Origin of the sequence: Couchioplanes caeruleus, from assembly GCF_003751945.1 — a bacterium.
GTDB classification, from domain to species: Bacteria; Actinomycetota; Actinomycetes; order Mycobacteriales; family Micromonosporaceae; genus Actinoplanes; species Actinoplanes caeruleus.
Genome location: NZ_RJKL01000001.1, coordinates 148510 through 167583, shown reverse-complemented (window position 1 = coordinate 167583; position 19074 = coordinate 148510). Strand labels below are relative to the sequence as shown.

Below are 19074 nucleotides of genomic sequence, written 5' to 3'. Positions count from 1 at the left end.
CCTAGGGGTTACCCGGCGGTGCCGGCCGGCGTTTACGCTGGTCCCCATGTCCACCCGCGCGCTCGACGACCCGGTCGTCCATCTCGCGCGTCCGCACCGGCCCGTGCTGGTCGCCGGAACCCTCGCCGAGCTGACCGGTCCGACCCGCGGCCTGGTCGAGCTGCCGCTGCGCCTCTGGTGGCACCCCCACCGCGCCTTCGACCTCGGCGAGCACACGATGCTGCTGTGGATGTACGAGAACGTGCTCCGCGAGGCGATCCGCATCGACGAGCTGCGCGCCCACCTCGACGGGCCGACCCTGGTGCGGGTCTGGCCCGAGCTCAACCTGCCGCGCGGCGTCCGTGCGGCCTGGGAGGCCCGCCACCCCGGCCTGCGCCGGAGAACCCCCGCGTAGGGTCACCCGTCCCAGTCGGCCGTCCCCTGCACCCGACGGCCGTGCAGCCAGTCGAAGAGGTCGTCGACCTGGCTGTCGGTGAGGCTGCACAGGAAATCCGGGATGAGTCGCCTGCGCAGCGAATGGTCCCGGTCGAACGCCGGGTCCTGCTCGAGGGACCGCACCAGGCGCTTCATCGGGCCCGGCAACAGGGCGGGGTCGGATTCCAGGAGTTCCGCCAGCCGGAACACCACCAACCTCAGGGTCGCCTTCTCCCCGATCTCGCGGTCACCGACGACCCGCGACGTGAGGACGTGGCCCCTGATGGCCTTCAGGACCTGGATCTCGTGCCACTTCGGGCGGCTCAGACCGATGAACGGCCCGCCGGGCCAGTGCGGTTCGCCGGGTGCTCCGGGCGCCAGACGCACATCGGCGATGTATGCGCCGATCATCTGCGAGCAGTGCCAACGGACCCGGCCGATCTCGTCGGCGAGACCGGTGAAGGGCTGGGGAACCGCCCGCAGCAGCAGTTCACGGACGGTGACGAGCGCCTGCTCCATGAGGGACTTGTCGAAGTACGCCTCGTAGTCGGCGGCGAGCTTCCTCTTCAGAGACACGACGGTCTCCGAGCTGTCATCGATCAGCTCCCGTGCCGCCTCGACGTCGACGACACGGGCGAGGAAGAAGTCCTCCAGGTCGTGGATCGCCGAGCTGATGTCGTCGGCCACGTCCATGATCGAGGCCTCGAGGGTCTGCACCTCGTCGGGAAGGGCATCGCAGAAGGAACGGGCGTCGGCAATCTCGGCGCCGTCCTCCGCGTACGCATTGAACTTGCACCAATGCCGGCGGTAGTCCGGATCCCCCTCGACGAAGTCGTCGTGGTCCACCAGCATCGGCCGGCGCACCCACGGGTACTTCAGAATGGCGGCGCGCGTCGCGCTGGTGAGGTCCATTCCCGGAGCGTCCTGATACTTGCGCTCGAGCCGGGAGACTATCCGCAGGGTCTGGGCGTTCGGATCGAACCCGTCCGCGAGTCCCAGTTCCGTCCGGGCCACCTCGTCGAGAATCCGCTCCCCCACGTGGCCGAAGGGCGCATGACCCAGATCGTGGGCGAACCCGGCGGCCTCGGCGACGTCGACGTCCAGCCCGCCCAGCACGCGCAGCTTGTCCCGGCGCTCCATGTCCGCCTCCGTGTCGCCGATCAGGAGCTGTTCGGCGATGCTCCGGGACACCTGGGCCACGCGCAGGCTGTGGGTCATCCTGTTGTGCGGCAGGATCGGATCGGAGGGACGGGAGTTGACCGCCTGCGTCACGCCCGTGAGCCGCATCCACGCCGAGGAGTAGAGGATCCGGTCGCGGTCGCGCATGCCCTCGGTCCGGGGATCGGTCGGCGACGGGTCCTGGTGCCAGCGCCGGCCGTCCCGCAGCTCCTGGTGCCGCATGTCGCGGGCGACGCGTCTCGGTGAGGAAAGAACCGCCACGGGCAGGGCCGTCGTCATCGCTGGGGTCGCCCTTCGTGTGCCAACACACCGCTGTCCTGCGGTCAAAGCATGGCATGACGAGGGCGCCCGCCCGGCGCATAGACGAGATGCGGGAGGCCGTGGATCCGGCGTCTCGCCACAGAAGTGAACTGGGGCAACGCCAGCCTCACCAGGAAGTCAGTGCGGCCCCACCGCGATGATGCGGATCGCCGCGGCGCCGGCCTCGTCGCTGGCGGCCAGGTCGATCTCGGCGTCGATGCCCCAGTCGTGGTCGCCCTCCGGGTCCTCGAAGACCTGGCGGACCTTCCACACCGCCGGGCCGGCGTCGATGTGCAGCAGCGCCGGGCCGCGGGCCGCCGGGCCGGTGCCGACCACCGGGTACTCGGCGTAGTAGTCCTCCAGCGCCTCGATCCAGCGGTCCGTCGTCCAGCCCGACTCCGCGTCCAGCTCGCCCAGGTCCTCGGCGCGGCGCAGGGCGAAGAGCTCGACGCGGCGGAACATGGCGTTGCGGACCAGGACGCGGAAGGCGCGGGTGTTGCGGGTGACCGCCGGCGGCCTGTCGTCCAAGGGGGTCGGTTCGGCGATCTCCGCGCCCGGGTTGCGCAGGCGCTCCCACTCGTCGAGCAGGCTGGAGTCGACCTGGCGGACCAGCTCGCCGAGCCACTCGATGAGGTCTGTCAGCTCTTCCGTACGCGCGTCCTCCGGCACCGTCTGGCGCAGCGCCCGGAAGGCGTCGGCGAGATAGCGCAACACGAGGCCCTCGGAGCGGGACAGGCCGTAGAAGGAGACGTACTCGGTGAAGGTCATCGCGCGCTCGTACATGTCGCGGACGACAGCCTTGGGCTTGAGCTCGTGGTCGGCCACCCACGGGTGCCCCCGGCGGTACGTCTCGTACGCCGCCTCGAGCATTTCCACCAGCGGCTTCGGGTACGTGACCTCCTCGAGCAGCTCCATGCGCTGGTCGTACTCGATGCCCTCGGCCTTCATGGCGTTGACCGCCTCACCCTTGGTCTTGAACTGCTGTGCCGAGAGCACCTGGCGGGGATCCTCCAGCGTCGCCTCGATCACCGACACGACGTCGAGCGGGTAGTCCGGCGACTCCTTGTCGAGCAGCTCGAGGCAGGCCAGGGCGAACGGGGACAGGGCCTGGTTGAGGGCGAAGTCGAGCTGCAGGTCGTCCACGAGACGGTAGGCCCCGTCGGCCTTCTCGATCACACCGCCGGCGAGCAGCGCCCGGGCGATGGCGATGGCGCGGCGGATGTGCCGGCGCCGGGCGGCGGGCTCCTCGTGGTTGTCGGTGAGCAGATGCCGCATCGAGGAGAACGGGTCGCCGCCGCGGGCGATGACGTTGAGCAGCATCGCGTGCGAGACCTGGAACGACGAGGTGAGCGGCTCCGGATCGGCCGCGACCAGCCGGTCGAACGTGGGCTGGCCCCAGCCGATGGTGCCCTCCGGCGGCTTCTTGCGGACCACCTTGCGGCGCTTCTTGGGGTCGTCACCGGCCTTGGCGAGCGCGCGCTCGTTGTCGATCACGTGCTCGGGCGCCTGCACGATGACCGTGCCCAGGGTGTCGAAGCCGGCCCGGCCCGCGCGGCCCGCGATCTGGTGGAACTCGCGGGCCTTGAGCAGCCGGGTCCGCACTCCGTCGTACTTGGACAGCCCGGTGAACAGCACCGTGCGGATCGGGACGTTGATGCCGACGCCGAGGGTGTCCGTACCGCAGATGACCTTGAGCAGGCCGGCCTGGGCGAGGGTCTCCACCAGGCGGCGGTACTTGGGCAGCATGCCCGCGTGGTGCACGCCGATGCCGTGGCGGACCAGGCGCGAGAGCGTACGCCCGAAGCCCGCGGTGAACCGGAAGTTGCCGAGCGCGGCGGCGATCGCGTCCTTCTCGGCACGCGTGCACATGTTGATGCTCATCAGCGACTGCGCGCGTTCCAGGGCGGCCGCCTGGGTGAAGTGCACGATGTACACCGGCGCCTGGCGAGTGGTGAGCAGCTCCTCGATCGTCTCGTGCAGCGGCGTCATCGCATACGAGAACAACAGCGGGACCGGCCGCTCGGCGTTGGCGACCACGGCGGTCTGCCGGCCGGTGCGCCGGGTCAGGTCCTCGACGAAGCGGGTGGTGTCGCCGAGCGTCGCCGACATGAGCACGAACTGCGCCTGGGGCAGCTCGATGAGCGGCACCTGCCAGGCCCAGCCCCGGTCGGGCTCGGCGTAGAAGTGGAACTCGTCCATCACCACCTGGCCGACGTCGGCGTTGGCACCCTCGCGCAGGGCCAGGTTGGCCAGGATCTCGGCGGTGCAGCAGATGATCGGGGCGTCGGCGTTGACGCTGGCGTCGCCGGTCAGCATGCCCACGTTGTGCGCGCCGAACTGCGCGCAGAGGGCGAAGAACTTCTCCGACACCAGCGCCTTGATCGGCGCGGTGTAGAAGGTGGTGCGCTTGTCGGCCAGCGCCGCGAAGTGCGCGCCCGTGGCCACCAGGCTCTTACCGGAGCCGGTCGGGGTGTTGAGGATGACGTTCGCCCCGGTGGCGATCTCGATGAGCGCCTCCTCCTGGTGGGGGTAGAGCGTCAGGCCCTGCTCGGTCGCCCAGGTCTGGAAGGCGTCGAAGACGGCGTCGGGGTCGGCGGTGCCGGGCAGGCGTTCGGTCAGCGTCATGATGCGTGCAGTCTATGAGCAGCCCGGCGCCGCACAGCACCGTGGCCGGGCGCGAACCGCGCCCGGCCACGGAAGGGACCTTGCTGTGGAGTGGAGCGTGACCTACGCGGCGAACGCCGCGTAGATCGGGCCGGCGACGCTGCCCGCGAGGCCGATGACGGCGGCGAAGACGGCGATGGTGGAACCAATTCTCAGGCGCATGTCGGGAGCCTTTCCGGTGTGACTGGCCTCGCTGACAGCAAGATTCGGGGTCGCCGGTTGCGGCGTGGGACCCGCTCGGTTGCTAACAGGTTGCCGAGGGCCGGCCCGGACACCGGGCGGCCGGACCCCGTGGTCAGCGGGGCCGCGCCAGCCGGCCGCGCCAGCCGGGCGGGCTCCGGTCAGCGGGGCCAGGGCGCCAGGCGGCCGCGCAGCGCCGCCACCTCGGCGGCGCCGAGGCCGTAGACCGCGAACCGGGCGTCGTCGAGGCGGTCCAGGTAGCGCCCGGCGTCGGCGATGTCCTCCGGCTCGAGGGAGTCGTCGAGCGCGTGGGCCAGGGCCAGCACCCGCTCCAGCGGATAGCGCTCGAGGGCGGCGGCGACGTCGATGTAGTCGCGGACCTCGCGCCGGTTGACCAGTGCTGCGACCTTGGACGCGACCAGGTCGTCGAGGTGCATGACCGGGCCGACGTCCATGACCACCGGGGCCCTGCGCCGGTCGAGCCGGGTGAGCGTCAGCCGCAGCGCCCGGCGGCCGTCGGCGACGTGATACTCCCGCAGGTCCTCGTCCATGCCGGCGAACATCTCCTCGCCGGTCTCCCGGAACACCTGGTATCCCGCCGCGGTGAGGGCCTGCGTCACCTCGACGGCGGCGGCCCGCACCGCGCCCGCGGTGTCGGTGAACAGGTCGATGTCCTCGGTGTGGCGCCGGACCAGGCCATTGACCAGCCAGGCGACGCCACCACCGAGCACGAACCCGTGCTTCTCCCCCACCCCGAGCGCGATGGTGGCGACATCGCGGTAGAAGTCGTCGATGTGTGCGGTCACCGCCAGACCGTAGCGCCCACCTCCGACAGAAACGGTCGGAGGTTTTTTCACATCCGCCTCACAACCGCTTCTCTATCTTCTTCTCTCTGCCTGACACCCGCGGCGACGACAGGAGAGACACGATGTGTTGCCGGAGCGTGACCGAGCCGGCGGCGGCGTGACCAAGCGCTCAGCGCACCGGCGCCCGAGCCGATGGTCAGGCATGACACGGTCCTGGTCGGTGCTGGCGGCGTTGCTGCTGCTCGTGCTGCCCGGACTCGTCCTGATCGGCATCGCGGTCCGCCCCCCACGCGCGCCGGCGGCCCGGCCGGCGATCGCCGCGCCGCTGCCCGCCCCGGTCCGCCCGACGCCGAAGACCGACCGGGCCACCCGAGTGGAAAAGATCACTTACCCGGCGCGCGGAGGGGGCGCCTGGCGCACGGCGCCCGGCGCGAACCGCACCGGCGGCAGGAGCGGCACGCTTCTGCGCTACCGGGTGCTCATGGAGACCGACATCAAGGGCATCGGCGTGGGTACGTTCGCCGACGCGGTCACCACCACCCTCGACGATCCGCGCGGCTGGACGGCCGGGGGCACGCTGCGGCTGCGGCGCGTCGGGCCGGGGCAGCCGTACGACTTCACCATCTACCTGGCCACCCCCGTGACCCGCGACGAGCTCTGCCAGGACGCCGCCGACGGCTACACGTCCTGCCGCAACGGCGACAGCGTCGTGGTCAACGTCGCGCGCTGGGCCAAGGGTGTGCCGGGCTACGGCGCCGCGCTGCCGGTGTACCGGCAGTATCTGGTCAACCACGAGGTCGGCCACCGGTTGGGCCACGGCCACGAGCTGTGCCCGGGCAAGAACGAGCCCGCGCCGGTGATGCAGCAGCAGACCCTGGGGATGCACGGCTGCACGGCGAACCCGTGGCCCTACCGCAACGGGAAACGCTATGCCGGCGATCCCGGGGCGTACGACGACGCCTCGCCGGCACGCGAGGGTGGCCGCGGCGCCTGACCAGAGCCGTGGCCGGAACGGCGGTCAACCATCAGGATCGCCGAATCATCCCTTCACCGCACCGGCGGCGGTCTCGAGTGACCACGCCGTCGCGTTTCCACCTGCACCCTTTCGGGGCTCAGGGCTTCGAGGCGCCCTCGCGTGGGGGTACCTCGTCCTCGTACGCGCCCGAGGCGCCCGCGTAGCGCTCGCCGTCGCGGTACGGCCAGGAGTTCGGCGTGCAGCCGTGCATGCCGAGGGTCTGCTGCTGCATGACCGGGGCCGGTCGGCCCTTTCCCGGGCAGAGCTCGTGGCCGTGGCCCAGCCGGTGGCCGACCTCGTGATTGACCAGGTACTGCCGGTAGACCCGCAGGCCGGCCCGGTAGCCCGGCACACCGTTGGCCCACCGGGCGACGTTGAGCACGACCTTGTCGCCGTTGCGGCAGGACGTGTAGCCGTCCCCCGCGTCCTGGCACAGCACGTCGCGGGTGCCGGGGGTCACGAGGTAGACCGTGAAGTCGTGCGGCCGGCCGCGGCCCACCCGGCGGAATGACAGGTCGCCGCCGGCGGTCCAGCCCCGTGGGTCGGCGAGCGTCGTCCGGACGGCGTCGGCGAACGTACCCGCACTGATGCCCTTGATGTCCTTCTCCACGAGCACTCGGTAGCGCAGCAGCGTGCCCTGCCGCTCCCCGGCAGGCTCACCCTCCGCGGCGGTGAACGCCTCGGCGCCCTGCGCCGGATAGGTGATCTTCTCGGGGCGCGGCTCGGGGGCGGCCGCGGCGCTCTTCGACGGCGACGCGGGCACGAACACCGGTGTGGCCGCACCCGCGTCGCCGGCGGCGGGAGTGCATCCGGCGAGCAGGGCGATGGCAACGGCGGCCGGCGCGACGGAACCGCGTACGGACATGGCTTCTCCTTCGCACGAGGGGCAGTGCGACAGAGAAGACCCGTGAGGCCCCCGAAAAGTTGATCTCGATCCTTGTCAACCTTTTCCGGACCTCGCCCGTCCTGGGGACGGACCTCAGCAGGCGGCCGGAGTGACCGACGCAACCGCGGCCGGCGGCCGGTCGGGGGCCGGGGAGGGGGTCGGGGCGGGGGCCGGGGCGGGGGTCGGGGCGGGGAGGGGGCGGGTGCCGGTGCGTTCGGCGCCGATGCCCGCCGCCACCACGACGGCGATGCCGGCGATCGGGCCCCACCCGGGCCGCTGCCCCAGCGCGAGCAGGCCGATGACCAACGCGAACGCCGGTTCGAGGCTCATCAGCGTGCCGAAGGCCGACATGGTGAGCCGGCGCAGCGCGAGCAGTTCCAGCGCGAACGGCACCACGGGCAGGAGCACCGCCAGGGCGAGCCCCGCGAGCATCACCTCCCAGGTCAGGTCGCCGAGCACCGACGGGCCGGCGACCACGGTGGCGACCAGGGCGGCCACCGGCATCGACACCGCCAGTCCGCGCAGGCCCGAGACCTCGTCGCCCACCCGCTGGGTCAGCACGATGTACGCCGCCCAGCACACCGCGGCACCGAGCGCGAAACCCGCGCCGACCGGGTCGATGCCGCCGTGCCAGGGCTCGGTGAGCAGCACCACGCCGACCGCTGCCAGCGCCGGCCACAGTTTGGTGCCCCGCCGCCCGCGGACCACCGCGACGCCGAGCGGGCCGAGGAACTCCAGGGCGCTGGCGGTGCCGAGTGGCAGCCGGGCGACGGCCGCCATGAACAGGATCGTCACGCCCGCCGTGACGACCCCCAGCGCCACACAGGCGAGCAGCGCCTTGCGGGAGAACGAGCGGGCCCGCGGCCGCACGAGCACGAGGAGGATGACCGCGGCCCAGGCGAGGCGCAGCCAGGCGGTGCCCTGCGCGCCGAGGCGGTCGAGCAGGGCGGTCGAGGCAGCCAGGCCGAGCTGGACGAGCAGCATCGCGGCGAGGGCCATCGCGGTGCCGGTACGGGCGTCGTTACGCATGCGGCCCAGTGAACGTCCGGTAGACCGTCCGCGTCCACGTGAGAATCATGGACAAAACGTTCGATGATGACGGACGATAGGGCCATGGAGACCCGCCGCCTGCGCCTTCTGCTCGAACTGTCGCGACGCGGGTCGATGCGCGACGTCGCGGATGCGATGCACCTCACCACCTCGACCGTGTCCCAGCAGCTCGCCGTCCTGGCCAAGGAGGCAGGCGCGACCCTGCTCGAGCCGGAAGGGCGGCGGGTCCGGCTCACCCCGGCCGGGCGGCGGCTGGCCGAGCACGCGGTGACCATCCTCGCCGCGGTCGACGCCGCGCGCCTCGACCTGGATCCGGGGGCGGTGCCGTCCGGGGAGGTGCGGGTGGCCGGCTTCGCGACCGCCGTACGCCGCTCGCTGCTGCCGGCGGCGGCCGTTCTCGCCCGCGACCATCCCCGGGTCCGGCTACGCATCCACGAGCACGAGCCGTCCGAGGCGTTCGCACTCCTCGCCGCCGACGCGGTCGACCTCGCGCTGACCTACGACTACAACCTCGCCCCCGCGGCCTTCGACGCCACCGTGGAGACGGTCCCGCTGTGGTCGGCGCCGTGGGGACTGGCCGTGCCGGCCGCGGCGCCCGGCAGCGGCTTCGCCGACTTCGCCACGGCGGACTGGATCGTCAACTCGCGCAACACGGCGGACGAGGAGGTGGTGCGTACCGTCGCGTCCCTGGAGGGCGTCGTGGCCCGCATCGCGCACCGGGCCGACAGCCTGGACCTGGTCGAGGATCTCATCGTGGCCGGGCTGGGCGTGGGACTGCTCCCGGCCGATCGACCCGCAGCGCCCGGCGTACGGCTGCTGCCGCTGCCCGGCACTCCCGCGTTGCTGCGCAGTTGGGCCGTGGTCCGACGAGGCCGGGCCGGGTGGCCGCCGCTCGCCCTGATGCTGCGTCTGCTGCGGTCGGTCCCGACCGCATAGGAAGGATCCGTCAGCCGGCCCGGCGGCGGGCGCGGCGGGCGGCCAGCTCGTCACCGGCCGCGGGCTCGGCCGGTGAACCGACGGGTTGCGGTGCGGCGGCGGGCTCGGCGGGCAGGTGCGACAGCGAGCCCTGAATCTCCTTGAAGGCCCCGCCGATGGCGATGCCGAAGACGCCCTGGCCGCCCTGGAGCAGATCGACGACCTCCTCCGGCGAGCGGCACTCGTACACGGTGGTGCCGTCGGAGATCAGCGTGATGCCGGCCAGGTCGTCCACCCCGCGCGAGCGGAGCGTCTCGATCGCCTTGCGGATGTTCTGCAGCGACACCCCGGCGTCGAGCAGTCGCTTGACCACCTTGAGTACCACCAGGTCGCGGAACGAGTAGAGGCGCTGTGTGCCGGAACCCGACGCGTCACGGATGCTGGGCACCACGAGCGTGGTGCGGGCCCAGTAGTCGAGCTGGCGGTAACTGATGCCGACCGCCTGGCACGCGGTCACACCGCGATAGCCGACCTCACCGTCCTCGCCGACGAGAGGACCCTCCTGAGGATCTGAGCCGTGCACGCGACTACCTCCCCGCTGCGCGGTGCCGCTTCACCTGGACCTGACGAGCCTATAACTCAGCGTGCCCGGAAGCAGGGAGGTAATGCCGCGACACGCCGCGGACGGACGACCGGACATGTGGCGAACGTCGATACAAACAGGCGAAAACGCCACTCGGCGCCGGCGTGCGCGATCAGCCTGCGAAGTCCTCCGGGCGGACCTGGTCGAGGAATTCGCGGAACTTCTCGACCTCGTCTTCCTGCTCGTCCGGGATGACGATGCCGGCCTCGGTCAGCACCTGGTCCGCGCAGCGGATCGGGGCGCCCACCCGCAGCGCCAGTGCGATCGAGTCGCTCGGGCGCGCGGAGATGCGCAGGCCCTCGCCGATCAGCAGGTCGGCGTAGAAGACGTTCTCTTTCAGCTCCGTGATCTCGACGGCCTTCAGCGGTGCCTCCAGCGCCGCGAGGACATCTCGGAGCAGGTCATGGGTCAGGGGCCGCGCCGGCTTGACGCCCTGCTGCTCGTACGCGATGGCGGTAGCTTCCACCGCGCCGATCCAGATCGGCAGATACCGATCGCCGTCGACCTCCCTGAGCAGGACGATCGGCTGGTTGCTGGGCAGCTCCACCCGAACCCCGACCACGCTCAGCTCGCGCACCGCCCGCCTCCGTGTCGCACGTCGTTCGCCGCCCCGTCGGTCACCGCGCCAGCGGCGATCGTCAGGCTGTATCCCGCCCTATCCTGCACGGTACACGGGCGCCGCGGGACAGGCGCCACACGAGGTCCGTGTCCGATCCCTGTGGCCATACCCCGCCGCAACGGTCCGAACCGCAGGTAGGGGGCCAGATCGGCCGCCGCCTGTCCCCGCCGGCGCCGCACCGGGGCGACCGGGGCGGTTAAGCGCTCGGCGTAACCCGCCCGCCGTTCAGCGACCGAGGGTGTCGCGCAGACCCGAGCGCACCAGCGCCGCGTGCAGCCGCTGCGACAGCGCCTGCAGCTCCCGGGCGGTCTCCGCCGCCCTGGCCCGCGCCGCCGGGTCCTGCTGGCGCACCAACGGCGCCAGCAGTTGGGCGAACAAGCCCACCTCACGGTCCGCGCCGGCGCGGAAGGCGCGGAGGTGGCGCACCTCGAGGCCGTGGCGGGTCAGGCCGGCGACCGCCTCCACGATCACCACCGCGTCGCCGTCGTACCAGCCCGGCGGGCGGGAGGTGACCAGGCCGATGCGTTCGAGTTCGCTGAGCAGCGGCTCGGCGACGCCCGTCCGTTCGATCAGGTCGGCGCGGGCCACCCGGGCGTCGGCCGCGTCCGCGGCGACCTCCGCCTCCGAACCCACCGCGACCAGCGACGGCCGCTGGCGGCTCAGCGGATCGTCGCCGCGTTCGAGGGCCTCGAGCTGCTCGCGGATGACCCGCAGCGGGAGATACTGGTCCCGCTGCGCGGTCAGCACGAACCGCAGCCGGGCCACGTCGTTCCACGAATACTTGCGGTAGCCGGAGGCGGTGCGCTGCGGGTCGACCAGCCCCTCCGCCTCCAGGAACCGGAGCTTGGAGATCGTCGTGTCGGGGAACTCCGTGCGCAGTTGGGCCAGCACCTCCCCGATGCTCATCAGCGCGACGTCACGACCCGGGCGCGTGCCCGGGTCGTGTGCGGCCGCCCCCGCCGGGTTCACGCCCCGCCGCCCTCGCCCTCCGGCCGCGGACCGGCGATGAAGACCAGGCGGAACTTGCCGATCTGGACCTCGTCGCCGTTGCTCAGGGTCGCGGACTCGACCCGCTCACGGTTCACGTACGTGCCGTTGAGCGAGCCGACGTCACGGACCGTGAACGTACCTCCGTCACGGTGGAACTCGGCGTGTCGGCGCGACACCGTCACGTCGTCGAGGAAGATGTCGCTGTCGGGGTGCCGCCCGCTCGTGGTCACGTCATGGTCCAGCAGGAACCGCGCACCCGCGTTGGGACCCCGGCGCACCACCAGCAGGGCCATCCCTGGCGGCAGCGAGCCGGACATGCGGCTCGGCACCACGTCGGTCTCGGGACCCTCGAGCACCTCGTCGAGCGCTCCGAGGTTCAGCGTGGACGTGACGTCGAGCGGGGGGAACTCGTCGTCTGGGCGCGTCATGGACCACCTCACGGATCTGTTTCGGTCGCCGCCCGACGACGAAGGGTGAGCGAGCCGGACGAGAGGTCCGGAGCGCAGCGCCCCCGCCGCCGCTGCCCGGTACTCCGGACGTACGACTATCGGTTTCGAAGTAATAACAGTTCTACATGTGCCCCGCGAGCCTAGTCAGCGCCGAAATGGCGGGCAACCGGACGCGCGGGCGACGGGCGGACCGGTCCGGCTCAGCCGTCGGTCAGTGCCTTGTAGGCCTCGGCGTCCAGCAGGCCGGAGAGCGCCGCCGGGTCCTCCGGGGCGATCTCCACCAGCCACCCGGCGGCGTACGGCTCGGCGTTGATCAGCTCCGGTTCGTCGGCGAGCGTCGCGTTGCGGGCGACCACGGTGCCCGCGACAGGCGCGTAGATCTCCGACACGCTCTTGGTCGACTCGATCTCGCCGAGCTGGTCACCGGCCTGCACCGTGGTGCCCTCCTCGGGCAACTGCACGAAGACGATGTCGCCGAGCGCGTCCTGCGCGAAGTGGGTGATGCCCACGCGCACGGGCCCGGTGCCGTCACCGGACACCCACTCGTGCTCGGCCGTGTACCGCAGATCCTCGGGAATCACGCATTCCTCCGTTGAGAAGCGCGCCCGCTCAGGAGACCGGACGCGCGTACTGCAGGCTGGCTGGCTGACGCACCGCGGTCACTTCGACCGTGGTGCGCTGCTCCATGGTCACGTTACCGCCGGCCTGGCTCACCAACGCCACCACCCCACCGGGGATCTGCAACGCGGTCTGCATGGTCGCCGGCACGCCGATCACCCAGAGCGTGTACGGGCCGCTGAGCTGCTTACCGTCGACCATGACATCACCGCCGTCGGCATCGACGAAGTACGACGACGCGACGATGCGCACCGAGACGCCGTTGTTGCCGATGAGCTCCATCACTTCCCCGCCGGCACCGCGCAGCTCCTGCACGGCGTTGAGGATCGCCGACGCCTTCAGCGGCTGCCCGCGCGGGTCAATGGTGATCTTCAACCCGGGTCCGCGGGCGGGGAGCGTGCCGGAAAGCAGGCCCAGCTCCTGCGCGCGCTTGCCGGCCTCGGCCAGGGCGGCCTGGCGCCCGGCGACGCCGGAGGTGAGCTGTTGCTGGCTCTCCTCCAGGGTGTTGATCTCCTGTTGCAACCGCTGGTCGCGGGCCTCCAGATCGGACAGGATCCGGACCAGGTCCTCCTGCCGGGCCGAGGCCAGGCCGGAGTCCGCGTCGTTGCTGCGCAACTGCACCACGAGGGTGAAGCCGAACAGCGCCAGCAGCACCCAGATGAGCGCGCCCGCCGACGACAGGCGGCGCCACGGCGCGGCGACCGGCTCAGCGGCCGGCGCGGCGCTCACCGCTTCGGGTGACTCCGCGGGCGCCGGCTCATCCGGGACAGGCGGATCTTCGGACTTCTCCGGTTCGTCCGGCTCAACGGGCTCGGCCGCTGCCGTCTCTTCGGTGGCCGGCGGCGTCTCGGCCGGCGGCGTCTCGGCCGGCGGCGTCGTAGTGTCGCCCGGCCGGTCCTGGGGGTCCTTCTCGTCGCTCATCGCCCGCCCCTATGCCCGGAACAGGTGCCGGCGGATCGCCGCCACGTTGCCGAAGATGCGCACGCCGAGGACCACCACGACCCCCGTGGAGAGCTGGCCGCCCACGCCGAGCTGGTCACCCAGGTAGACGATCAGCGCCGCCACCACCACGTTGGCGATGAACGACACGACGAACTGCTTGTCGTCGAAGATCCCGTCGAGCTTCGCCCGAACCCCGCCGAAGACCGCGTCGAGCGCGGCGACGACCGCGATGGGAAGGTACGGCTGCAGCGCCGGCGGCACCGTGGGATGGAACACGATCCCGAGGACGACACCGGCGATCAGGGCGAGTACGGCGATCATCAGCCGCCTTCCGACGGGGAGCTGGACGGGGACGCCGTGGGCGGCGTGGACGGGGTGGCCTGGCGCAGATTCGGCTCGGTGGCGGCGTCGAGGGTCACGTCCCGCACCTCGGCGACGTCGTACGACATGCCGTACTTGGTGTGCAGGGCCCGGAAGAACCGCCCGGCCGTGCCGTCGCGGAAGTTCTCCACGAGCGACTCCGGCCCGATCGCGACGACCTGGTACGGCGTGGTCACCGGCCGGAAGTCGACCAGGATCGCCTGCCCGGCCTGGCGGATCGTCGAGGTGGAGGTGAGCCGCTGACCGTTGACCGCGATCGCCTCGGCGCCGGCCGCCCAGAGCGCGTTGGTCGCGAGCTGCAGGTCGGTGTCGCGGACCCGGGCCTCGCTGCGGCGTTCCCCGGTGGCCGGGTCGATCGGGGTCGGTCCGTCGCCGACGGTGACCCGGGCGCCCGAGCCGCGTACCGGCGCCAGCCCGGTCTCCGCCTCCAGGTCGCGCAGCCGTGCCACGGCGGCGCCGCCGAGCTGACGCTCGCGCAGGTCGGCGACCTCGGCGCGGAGCCGCTCGGCGCGGGTCTGCAGCTCGGCGGTCTCCTCGCGGCGGTTCTGCACCTGTTCGATGAGGGTGTCGCGGGCCCGGGCCCGGGCCGGCTCGTCGGCGACGGTCTGCCGGTAGGCCACGACCAGCAGGAAGCCCACTCCGGCCAGGGTCAGCGCGCTGATCGCACTGAACAACTTGCGGCGGGCGGCGGTCGGGCCTTCGCCGCGGGCCCGGCGCGCGGCCGCGTCGGCGTACCCCGGGTCCAGCGGATTGCGGAACAGCTCGGTGAGGAAGTCCGGGGTGAAGGTCCGGGGCTGCGCGCCCCCGCCGTCGGGCGAGCTCATCCGGCGACTGCCTCGCGCCGCTCGTGGACGCGGTCGGCGCGCAGCAGCGCACGGGCCTGCACCAGGTAGAGGACGGCGGCGATCCAGTAGAGACCCAGGGCCCACCACGCGATGGCCCAGCCGAGCGGCGCGGTGACGTCGGCGATCGACGGGACCGCATGGGCCAGCAGCAGGACCGGGAATGCGGCGAGCAGCATGAACGTGCCGGTCTTGCCGACGTAGTGCACGGGCGGCGGCCCGTACCCGTGGCGGCGCAGCACGAGCAGGACGACGCCGAGGAACGCCTCGCGCAGCAGCAGGGCGCCGGTCAGCCACCAGGGGACGACCTCGCGCACGGTGAAGCCGGTGAGGGTGGCCAGGATGTAGAGCCGGTCGGCGAACGGGTCGAGCAGCTCCCCGAGCCGGCTGACCGAGTTCATCCGGCGGGCGACGTACCCGTCGACCCAGTCGGTGGTGCCGCCGAGCGCGAGCACGACCACCGCCGCGACGTCGTTCTCCGCGCCGAGCAGCAGGTAGAGGAAGAGCGGCACGCCCAGCAGCCGGACGAAGCTGATGATGTTGGGGAGCGTCCAGATGCGGTTGCTGGCGGTGATGGGCGCAGCCTGCTGCGACATGGCGCCCCCCTCTCCCCCGGACCGGCCGCGAGCTCGGCGCCGTTCCCCTGGCTCGCTCGCCGAATCACTATATCCAGCCTTACCACGGCCGAGGAGCACCCCGTGCCGGGCGCCACCACGCCTAATTCATCCTAGGAAGATAGGCTGAAGCCCCTTACCGCCGACCGCGTCGGCTGCGCACGTAGTCGTCCACCACATAGCGGCCGAGCTCGCCCACGTCCGGGCTGAACACCCGCCCGCCGCTGCGCTGGGCCACGGCGTCGACGAACCGCCGCAGGCCCGGCTCCTCCCCGAGCATGAACAGGTTCAGCGTGGCGCCGTACCGGGTGAGCTGGTCCACCTCGCGCACGGTGAGCCGGACGGTCTCCGGATCGGTCGGCCAGGTGAAGAACGCCTCGCCGTCCGCCTCGAGATGCGCGGTCGGCTCGCCGTCGGTCACCACCAGCACCACCGGCTCCGCGCCCGGATGCCGGCGCAGGTGCCGGCCGGCCAGCTTGAGCGCGTGCTGCAGATTGGTGCCCTGGACCAGGTCCGGCTCGACCGCGGCCAGTTCGCCCTGCGACAGCGGCATCGCGTGGCGCCCGAAGCCCACGATCTGCAGCGAGTCCTGCGGGAACCGGGTCGCCACAAGGTGCGACAGGGCCAGGGCCGTCTGCTTCATCGGGCCCCAGCGGCCGTCGGCGAACATCGAGTACGACAAGTCGACGCAGAGCGCCACCACCGCGGAGGCGCGCCGCTCGGTCTCGGCGACCTCGAAGTCCTCCGGCTGCAGGCGGACGGGCAGCAGCGCGGCGCCCCCGCCGGCGCGGCGGCGGACCGCGTTGCCGACCGTGCGCACCACGTCGATCGGCTGCTCGTCGCCGAAGTGCCAGCGCCGCGACGAGCCGGTCAGGTCCCCGGCCGCGCCGGCGTCGCGCAGGTCGTGCTCGCCGCGCCGCCGTCCGCCGAGGTCGTCGAAGACCCGGGCCAGCGCCGTGCGCCCGAGCCGCCGCAGCGCCTTCGGCGACAGCGTCAGCCCCTGCTCGTCGCGGGTGACCCAGCCCTGGCGCCGCAGCTCGCGCTCCAGCTCGCGCAGGCGCCGGACGTCGTCCGCGGCGTCCCGGCCGAGCTGGCGTTCCACCGCCTCCACGTCGACGTCGTCGAGGGTGGCGCCGGAATGTTCCTGGCTCAACTGGTCGAGCAGCTCGTCCAGCTCGCCGATCTCACCCAGTGCCGCGGCGGCGTCGCCGTAGCCGAGGTCGCCGGGACCGCGCACGCGCTCGCCACGGCCCCAGGCGAGTCCCGGTCGCAGTGCCCGCAGGTTCTCGGTCAGCTCGGCGAGCCGGTCGCGCAGAGGTCCGCCGCCCAACGCCTGGTCCATGAGCCGCGACAGCTCCTCGCGCTGCTGCGGGCTCAGGGAGCGCAGCAGCCGCTCGGCCGCGGCGGCCCGCCGGGCCAGCGAGTCGATCAGCTCCTCGACGCTCGCCGGCCGCTCCGGGAAGAAATCGCCGTGCCGGGCCATGAACCGCGCGAACGCGTCGCCGGTGTCCTCGCCACGGGCATGGCGACGGAGCAGGTCGTTGAGGTCGCCGATCATCTCGGCCACCCGGGCCTCGGCGGACGGGTCCCCGAGGGCCTCCCGCAGGCCGGCGAAGCGCTGCTCGACGACCTCGCGCCGCAGGCCGGCGAGGATCTGCTGGTAGAGGCCGCGGGCCTCGGCGCTGGCCCAGTCGTAGCCGGAGAGTTCGTCGACCGCGCGCGACGTGGAGCGCGGCAGGTTGTCCAGGACCGCCTCGCGGAAAGGGTCGCCGCGGCCGCGCAGCTCGTCGCGTTCGGCGGCGAGTGCCTGGTCCAGGAGCTGCCGCGCGCGGGTGACCGCGCCGTCGAGGTTGCCCCGGCGCAGCGCGTCCCGGCGCAGCCGCTGGGCGCGGGCCCGCAGATCGTCGAGGCCGCGGCCGTCGCGCGGGCCACGGCGGATCAAGTCGCGCAGCGCGTCGTGCAGGCTCTCCCCGCCCAGGACGCGCTCGCCCACCTCGTCGACCGCGGCGCGCACGTCGTACGGCGGCGCGAGCGGGTCCGGCCCGTCGCGCCACGCCCCGTAGCGGAAGCGGCTGCCGCTCACGTCAGCTCCCGTACCGGGTGCGCCCGTCGCTGGTCAGCTCCTTGGCCAGCCGGCGGGTGAGGTGCAGACCCTCGAGGACGAACTCCACACCGGACGCGGCCTCCCCCGGGCCCGGGGCGTCGCCGAGGCCGAGCCGGTCGAGGACCTTGGCCAGCCCCGGCACCGTGCCGATCTGGGCGAGCAGCTCCTCGGCCGAGACCAGGTCGCCGGTCTCGATGGTCGTGCCCTCCGCGACGAGGCCGGTGAAGCCGGACAGGTCGAGACCGGACAGCCGGGCCCGGAACGTCTCCGCGGTCGCCAGGCGCAGCAGGTGAGAGAGGATCTCGGTCTCGCGGCCCTCCTCGCCGCTGTCGAACTCGACCTTGCCGCGCAGCGTGCTGGTGACCGACACGGTGTCGCCGATGCGGGCGACGGCCTCCCGCTCCCCGCGCAGCCCGGACCGGCGCAGCGCCGACGCCGCCACGGTCTCGGCCGCGGCGATGGCGAACCGCGCCGAGACGCCGGAGCGGGAGTCCACCGACGGCGACTCGCGCACCTGGCGGGTGTACCGGGCCAGGACGTCGATCAGATGGTCGGGCACGGTGGCGACCAGCGCCGCCTCCTGTCGGATCAGCGCGGTCTCGAGGGCCAGGTCCACCGGGTAGTGGGTCCGTACCTCGGCGCCGAAGCGGTCCTTGAGCGGGGTGATGATGCGGCCCCTGTTGGTGTAGTCCTCGGGGTTGGCCGTGGCGACCAGCAGCAGGTCGAGCGGCAGCCTCAACTGGTAGCCGCGCACCTGGATGTCGCGCTCCTCCAGCACGTTGAGCAGCGACACCTGGATCCGCTCGGCGAGGTCGGGCAGCTCGTTGACGGCGAAGATGCCCCGGTTGGTGCGCGGCACCAGCCCGAAGTGGATGGTCTCCGGGTCGCCCAGCTCGCGCCCCTGCGCCACCTTGATCGGGTCGACGTCGCCGATGAGGTCGCCGACGCTGGTGTCGGGGGTGGCCAGCTTCTCGCCGTAGCGCTCGCGGCGGTGCAGCCAGGAGATCGGCAGCCGGTCGCCGGCCTCCTCCGCGAGCCGGCGCGACGCCGGGGTGAGCGGCTGGTACGGGTGCTCGCGCAGCTCCGAGCCGGCGATGACGGGCGTCCACTCGTCGAGCAGGCCGGCCAGGGCGCGCAGCAGCCGGGTCTTGCCCTGCCCGCGCTCGCCGAGCAGCACCATGTCGTGGCCGGCGAGCAGCGCGCGCTCGACCTCGGGCAGCACGGTCTCGTCGTAGCCGACGATGCCGGGGAACCGCGGCTCGCCGCGGCGCAGCCGGTCGAGCAGGTTGTCGCGCAGCTCCTGCTTGACGGTCCGGAACTCGTGCCCGCTGGCGCGCAGGTCGCCGAGCGTCCGCGGAAGATCGGTGGGCTTGGTCACCCCCGAGACGCTACTCCCGGCGCGCGGCGGGAGACCAAGACCAGAGGCCGCCGATTGGCCCTGGTCGCCCGCGCCGGTGCGCGGC

At 72.5% G+C, this 19074-nt stretch carries 19 protein-coding genes; 3 read left to right on the top strand and 16 right to left on the bottom strand.

What is annotated here, in order from left to right; genetic code table 11:
* The first annotated feature begins 46 nt into the window (after positions 1-46).
* Complete coding sequence (locus tag EDD30_RS00775) at positions 47-394, top strand: hypothetical protein (RefSeq protein WP_071803407.1); 348 nt, start codon at positions 47-49, stop codon at positions 392-394.
* Positions 395-396: 2 nt separating this feature from the next.
* Here the strand turns inward: EDD30_RS00775 and EDD30_RS00770 are convergent, their stop codons facing one another.
* The 3 genes from EDD30_RS00770 to EDD30_RS00760 form a co-directional block, all read right to left on the bottom strand.
* A complete protein-coding gene (locus EDD30_RS00770; RefSeq protein WP_084556137.1) occupies positions 397-1872 on the bottom strand; it encodes a deoxyguanosinetriphosphate triphosphohydrolase family protein in 1476 nt (491 codons plus the stop codon).
* Between the two features lie 159 nt (positions 1873-2031).
* Entirely contained in the window at positions 2032-4518 is a 2487-nt protein-coding gene (locus EDD30_RS00765; protein WP_071803405.1) for a DEAD/DEAH box helicase, read from the bottom strand.
* Positions 4519-4898: 380 nt separating this feature from the next.
* Entirely contained in the window at positions 4899-5543 is a 645-nt protein-coding gene (locus EDD30_RS00760) for a nucleotidyl transferase AbiEii/AbiGii toxin family protein (RefSeq protein WP_071803404.1), read from the bottom strand.
* A gap of 202 nt (positions 5544-5745) precedes the next feature.
* Here EDD30_RS00760 and EDD30_RS00755 point away from each other — a divergent pair, with 202 nt between their 5' ends.
* Positions 5746-6537: a DUF3152 domain-containing protein gene (locus tag EDD30_RS00755; protein WP_071803403.1), complete on the top strand. Its 792-nt coding sequence runs from the start codon at positions 5746-5748 to the stop codon at positions 6535-6537.
* Positions 6538-6655: 118 nt separating this feature from the next.
* On the opposite strand, the gene EDD30_RS00750 is transcribed toward EDD30_RS00755, so the two are convergent.
* Both EDD30_RS00750 and EDD30_RS00745 read right to left on the bottom strand, forming a co-directional pair.
* Positions 6656-7423: a DUF3152 domain-containing protein gene (locus tag EDD30_RS00750; RefSeq protein ID WP_071803402.1), complete on the bottom strand. Its 768-nt coding sequence runs from the start codon at positions 7421-7423 to the stop codon at positions 6656-6658.
* 114 nt (positions 7424-7537) lie between these two features.
* Positions 7538-8473 carry an EamA family transporter gene (locus tag EDD30_RS00745; protein WP_211353734.1) on the bottom strand — a complete coding sequence of 312 codons (936 nt, stop codon included), beginning with the start codon at positions 8471-8473 and terminating at the stop codon, positions 7538-7540.
* Positions 8474-8557: 84 nt separating this feature from the next.
* Between EDD30_RS00745 and EDD30_RS00740 the strand changes: the two genes are divergently transcribed.
* Complete coding sequence (locus tag EDD30_RS00740) at positions 8558-9430, top strand: LysR family transcriptional regulator (protein ID WP_071803901.1); 873 nt, start codon at positions 8558-8560, stop codon at positions 9428-9430.
* 10 nt (positions 9431-9440) lie between these two features.
* Here EDD30_RS00740 and EDD30_RS00735 read toward each other — a convergent pair whose 3' ends face one another.
* The 11 genes from EDD30_RS00735 to EDD30_RS00685 all read right to left on the bottom strand — a co-directional run bounded on the left by EDD30_RS00735 (position 9441) and on the right by EDD30_RS00685 (position 18989).
* On the bottom strand, positions 9441-9992 hold the full coding sequence (locus tag EDD30_RS00735) for a MerR family transcriptional regulator (RefSeq protein WP_071803902.1): 552 nt from the start codon (positions 9990-9992) through the stop codon (positions 9441-9443).
* 172 nt (positions 9993-10164) lie between these two features.
* The gene (locus EDD30_RS00730) at positions 10165-10629 is read right to left on the bottom strand and encodes a bifunctional nuclease family protein (protein ID WP_071803903.1); all 465 of its coding nucleotides are present in this window, start codon (positions 10627-10629) and stop codon (positions 10165-10167) included.
* A gap of 267 nt (positions 10630-10896) precedes the next feature.
* Positions 10897-11577, bottom strand: coding sequence for a transcriptional regulator FtsR (gene ftsR, locus EDD30_RS00725; protein WP_071803910.1), 681 nt, complete (start codon positions 11575-11577; stop codon positions 10897-10899).
* A 59-nt stretch (positions 11578-11636) separates the two neighbouring features.
* Positions 11637-12089, bottom strand: a complete 453-nt coding sequence (gene odhI, locus EDD30_RS00720; protein ID WP_067499957.1) for an oxoglutarate dehydrogenase inhibitor Odhl — start codon at positions 12087-12089, stop codon at positions 11637-11639.
* Positions 12090-12310: 221 nt separating this feature from the next.
* Entirely contained in the window at positions 12311-12691 is a 381-nt protein-coding gene (gene gcvH / locus EDD30_RS00715) for a glycine cleavage system protein GcvH (protein WP_071803904.1), read from the bottom strand.
* A gap of 28 nt (positions 12692-12719) precedes the next feature.
* Positions 12720-13649: a DUF881 domain-containing protein gene (locus EDD30_RS00710; RefSeq protein WP_071803905.1), complete on the bottom strand. Its 930-nt coding sequence runs from the start codon at positions 13647-13649 to the stop codon at positions 12720-12722.
* Between the two features lie 9 nt (positions 13650-13658).
* A complete protein-coding gene (locus EDD30_RS00705; protein WP_071803906.1) occupies positions 13659-13991 on the bottom strand; it encodes a small basic family protein in 333 nt (110 codons plus the stop codon).
* Positions 13991-14875, bottom strand: coding sequence for a DUF881 domain-containing protein (locus EDD30_RS00700; RefSeq protein WP_071803907.1), 885 nt, complete (start codon positions 14873-14875; stop codon positions 13991-13993). Before EDD30_RS00700 ends, EDD30_RS00705 begins: the two co-directional genes overlap by 1 nt.
* Positions 14872-15489, bottom strand: a complete 618-nt coding sequence (clsA, locus tag EDD30_RS00695; RefSeq protein WP_071803908.1) for a cardiolipin synthase ClsA — start codon at positions 15487-15489, stop codon at positions 14872-14874. Before clsA ends, EDD30_RS00700 begins: the two co-directional genes overlap by 4 nt.
* A gap of 154 nt (positions 15490-15643) precedes the next feature.
* Positions 15644-17590: a vWA domain-containing protein gene (locus tag EDD30_RS00690; protein WP_123677997.1), complete on the bottom strand. Its 1947-nt coding sequence runs from the start codon at positions 17588-17590 to the stop codon at positions 15644-15646.
* A gap of 1 nt (position 17591) precedes the next feature.
* Complete coding sequence (locus EDD30_RS00685; RefSeq protein ID WP_123677996.1) at positions 17592-18989, bottom strand: sigma 54-interacting transcriptional regulator; 1398 nt, start codon at positions 18987-18989, stop codon at positions 17592-17594.
* Positions 18990-19074: the final 85 nt, after the last annotated feature.